Below are 4,379 nucleotides of genomic sequence, written 5' to 3' on the forward strand. Positions count from 1 at the left end.
CGACACGCCCGCCAATACCCCCGCCGCCAAAGCAGACACCCAGCCTGTCACCACCGCCAGCCTGCCGCTGCGCGTGGCCGATCTGCCAACCCGCAAGGCCCAGCCCTTTCATCTGCGCCCCGATGCGCCCGCCCGCGCCGGCATAGCCGAAACGCTGGGGGCGATCAGCCTGCGCAAGCTGGACTTCCGCGGGACGGTGCAGGCCGAGGGCCGTCATGACTGGCGGCTGGAGGGGCGGCTGGGGGCGACCGTGGTTCAACCCTGCGTGATTACCGCCGAGCCGGTGACCACCCGCGTCGATACCGATGTGCTGCGCCGCTTCCTGCGCAACCTGCCCGAGCCTGACGCCTCCGAAGCCGAAATGCCCGACGATGACTCGCTTGAAGCGCTGGGACCAGAGATTGACCCCGGCGCCGTGATGATCGAGGCGCTGGCCATCGCCCTGCCCGATTATCCGCGCGCGCCCGGCGCCACCTTGGCCGGGGCCGAATTTGCCCCGCCCGGCGCCACCCCGCTCACCGATTCCCGCCCCAACCCTTTCGCCGCCCTTGCCGCGCTCAAACGGGGCAGCGACAGTGACCGGGATGGTGACGAGGATAGCGACGGGGATAAAGGCAAGGAATGAAGGCACATGCGGGGCAAGCGGGACACGCTTTCACAGGCGCGAATATTTCCCTTGCACCGCTTCGAAAAGTCCGTATTTTCCGCGCTTCATGCAGGTCAGGGCTTGGATGCACCCCACAGGCGGTGTAAAGGCTCGGCTCCTGCTCCGAAATTCCACCCGTAAGGGCCGCCCAGCTCAGCGCCCCCGAAGATACCAGAGGTTGTCCCAATGGCCGTTCAACAGAACCGCGTAACCCGCTCCCGCCGCAATATGCGCCGCGCTCATGACGCGCTGGTTGCCGGCAATCCCAACGAATGCTCCAGCTGCGGTGAGCTGAAGCGCCCGCATCACGTCTGCCCGTCCTGCGGCCACTATGACAACCGCGAAGTCATTGCGCGCACCGCAGACGTCGATCTGGACGAAGACGCGGCCTGAGGTCCGCATCCGGCGCGGTTCCGATGATATCCGATCAGGATCATCCCGCCCACGCCGGAGGCCCCGGGGGCAGCCCCGAAACGGGCCAGGTGCAGATATCCGTTGATGCAATGGGAAGCGATCTCGGCCCTGCGGCCGTGGTCGCGGGCTGTGCATTGTCGGTGCGCAACAACCCGCATGTCCATATCATCCTGCATGGTGACACCGCTGTGCTGGAACCGCTTGTTGCCCGCCAGCCCGCGCTGACGGGCCGCTGCGTGTTGCGCCATGCGGAACGCACGGTCACCATGGAGGACAAGCCCAGCCATGTGATGCGTCACGGCAAGGGCACCTCAATGTGGTCCACCATCGAAGCGCTGAGCCTTGGCGACGCGCAGGCGGCGGTTTCCTGCGGCAATACCGGCGCGCTGATGGCTGTGTCGATGCTGCTGCTGCGCCGGATGGAAGGGGTCTCGCGCCCCGCGATTGCCTGCCTCTGGCCCTCACTGGGCAAGCACAGGTTCAACACGATGCTGGATGTCGGCGCCGATGTGAAAGCCGAACCGCAGGATCTGCTGGCCTATGCAATCATGGGCACCACCTATTTCCGCAACGGCTTCAACGAGGCCCGCCCCCGCGTTGGCCTGCTCAATGTCGGAACCGAAGAGCACAAGGGCCGCGCCGAAAGCAAGATCGCCTTTGATCTGATCGCGCGGCACCAGGAAACCGGGCGCTATGAATTCGTGGGCTTTGTCGAGGGCAGCGATATCCCCTCACCCCGCGTTGATGTGATCGTCACCGACGGGTTTACCGGCAATATCGCGTTGAAGACCGGCGAAGGCACCGCCAAACTGGTGGGCGATGTGCTGCGCGAATCCCTGCGCTCCAGCTTCATCTCGATGCTGGGCGCCCTGTTGTCCCGGCGCGCGTTTGAACTGGTGAGCGCGCGGGTTGATCCACGGCGGGTCAATGGCGGGGTTTTTCTGGGGCTGAACGGCACCGTGGTGAAATCCCACGGCTCGGCCGATGCCACGGGTGTGGCCGCCGCGATCGCGCTGGCGGCAAAACTGGCGCAATCCGGCTATCAGGGACGGATGGCGGAAAGGCTTGTGATTGCGGCGCAGGCAGCGCAGGAATCGGAGCCTGAAGGAGAATCGGAATGACGCAGAACACGGTGACCCGTGCTGTCGTGATCGGCACCGGCCACTATCTTCCCGCCCGGGTGGTCCCGAACGCAGAGTTTGCCGCCACGCTTGACACCTCGGATGAATGGATCGTCTCGCGCTCGGGTATCGAGCGGCGGCACTTCGCTGCCGAGGATGAGGCCACCTCGCATCTTGCCACCAACGCCGCCCGCGCGGCGCTGGCACAGGCGGGAATCACCGCAGATACGCTGGATGCGATCATCGTCGCCACCTCCACCCCTGATCTGACCTTCCCTTCCGTCGCCACGATGGTGCAGGCCCAGCTTGGCATGACCAGCGGTTTCGCCTTTGACGTGCAGGCGGTCTGCGCGGGGTTCATTTATGCGCTGGCCAATGCCCATGCGCTGATCGTGGCGGGCACCGCGCAGCGCGTCATGATCATCGGTGCCGAAACCTTCAGCCGGATCATGGACTGGACAGACCGCTCCACCTGCGTGCTGTTCGGCGACGGCGCGGGTGCGGTCATCCTTGAAGGGCAGCCCGGCACCGGCACAGCCGAAGACCGCGGCATCCTGTCGATCGACCTGCATTCAGATGGCCGCTACAAGGATGCGCTTTTTGTCGATGGCGGGGTTTCCACCACCGGCACAGCGGGTTACCTGCGGATGCAGGGCAAGGAAGTCTTTCGCCATGCCATTGAAAAGCTGGCAAAAACCGCCGAATCCGCGCTTGAGAAAGCCGGGCTGACTTCCAGTGATGTTGACTGGATTGTGCCGCATCAGGCCAATCTGCGCATCATCAAGGGCACCGCGTTGAAAATGGGCCTGTCGATGGATAATGTCATCGTCACCGTCCCCGATCACGGCAACACCTCCGCCGCCTCGATCCCGCTTGCGCTCTCAGTCGGCGTGGAACAGGGCAAGATCAAGCCGGGCGATCTGGTTGTGACCGAGGCGATCGGCGGCGGACTGGCCTGGGGCGCGGTGGTTTTGCGCTGGTGAGCGGTTTTACCGGCGGTTTCCGGCTTTCGATGCCGTGGAAAGAGCGCGCTGCAAGTACCTGATATTGACTCGGAAAATTCCTTGCCGCATCCTGTCCGGCAGTCGACATGCGGCAAAGGGGTATGTACATGTCCGGAAAGACCCTGACTCGAATGGATCTGAGCGAGGCTGTGTTTCGTGAGGTTGGCCTTTCGCGCAACGAATCCGCACAGCTTGTGGAATCGGTAATTCAACATATGTCCGATGCGCTTGCGCAGGGCGAACAGGTCAAGATTTCGTCCTTCGGCACGTTCTCGGTACGCTCGAAAACCGCGCGCCTTGGCCGCAATCCGAAGACCGGCGAAGAGGTTCCGATCAGCCCGCGCCGGGTTCTGTCGTTCCGCCCCTCACATCTGATGAAGGAACGTGTCTCACGTGGGAATCTCGGCGATTCCAAAGGGTAAGGCATGAAAAAGGCGCCTGAGGCCTTTCGCACCATCAGCGAAGTGTCGGACCTGCTCGACACCCCGGCGCATGTGCTGCGCTTCTGGGAGAGCAAGTTCTACCAGATCCGCCCGGTCAAACGGGCGGGCGGGCGGCGCTATTACCGGCCTGACGATGTGGCGCTTCTGGCCGGGATACGGCTGCTGCTGCAGGATCAGGGCATGACCATCCGTGGCGTGCAGAAAGTGCTTCAGGAACAAGGCGTTCGTCACGTTGCTTCGCTTGCGCCTGACCCGTCGGTCGAAGACAGCTTTGACAGCGGCGCCTATGCGGACATGACGGAAGACGATGCCGTCCCCGACGCGGCGCCGCCGCCCCAGGGCGGGCCGCCGGCCCGGCGCATGAATGGCGCCGCGAATACCCCGGCGGCACCCGCACCGCGCAGCGACACCCCGCGCCCGCCCGCCCCGCTGCCGCTGCCTGACCCCGCCTCGGGCATGGACGCGCCGCATGGCGGAGCGCCGGAGAGCCCTCAGCACCAACCCGCCAGTGCGCCGCCTGCGCCAGACGCGCCGCCTTCCGGCGCCGCACCCCTGCAACCCACGGGCCCACAACCGAGCGCACCACAACCGGCAGAGCCGGTATCAGAACGCCGGGCATCCGAACCGCCCGCCGGTTTCCCTGAGGCCGATCTTCCTGACGACGCTCTGCCGGCCGGCGCTCTGTCGGCGGACGAACCCATGGCACCTGAACCGATGGCGCCCGAACCAACGACCGCCGAACCAGAGTCAC

The 4,379-nt window shown here is 65.0% G+C and carries 6 protein-coding genes; all 6 read left to right on the top strand.

From position 1 onward, the window contains the following. The first annotated feature begins 73 nt into the window (after positions 1–73). Positions 74–625 (top strand): YceD family protein, encoded by a 552-nt coding sequence (locus tag V7Q53_RS23055; protein WP_442954474.1) that lies wholly within the window; start codon positions 74–76, stop codon positions 623–625. A 207-nt stretch (positions 626–832) separates the two neighbouring features. Beyond that, a complete protein-coding gene (rpmF, locus tag V7Q53_RS23060) occupies positions 833–1,039 on the top strand; it encodes a 50S ribosomal protein L32 (protein ID WP_333831354.1) in 207 nt (68 codons plus the stop codon). Between the two features lie 23 nt (positions 1,040–1,062). After that, positions 1,063–2,181, top strand: coding sequence for a phosphate acyltransferase PlsX (gene plsX, locus V7Q53_RS23065; RefSeq protein ID WP_333831355.1), 1,119 nt, complete (start codon positions 1,063–1,065; stop codon positions 2,179–2,181). Further along, a complete protein-coding gene (locus V7Q53_RS23070; RefSeq protein WP_333831356.1) occupies positions 2,178–3,164 on the top strand; it encodes a beta-ketoacyl-ACP synthase III in 987 nt (328 codons plus the stop codon). Before plsX ends, V7Q53_RS23070 begins: the two co-directional genes overlap by 4 nt. Before the next feature lie 128 nt (positions 3,165–3,292). Beyond that, positions 3,293–3,607: an integration host factor subunit alpha gene (ihfA, locus tag V7Q53_RS23075; protein ID WP_333831357.1), complete on the top strand. Its 315-nt coding sequence runs from the start codon at positions 3,293–3,295 to the stop codon at positions 3,605–3,607. A gap of 3 nt (positions 3,608–3,610) precedes the next feature. Further along, on the top strand, positions 3,611–4,379 hold a 769-nt coding region (locus V7Q53_RS23080; protein ID WP_333831359.1), incomplete at its 3' end, for a MerR family transcriptional regulator.

It is taken from the genome of Pararhodobacter sp. (assembly GCF_036802785.1).
In the GTDB taxonomy this organism is placed as follows: domain Bacteria; phylum Pseudomonadota; class Alphaproteobacteria; order Rhodobacterales; family Rhodobacteraceae; genus Pararhodobacter.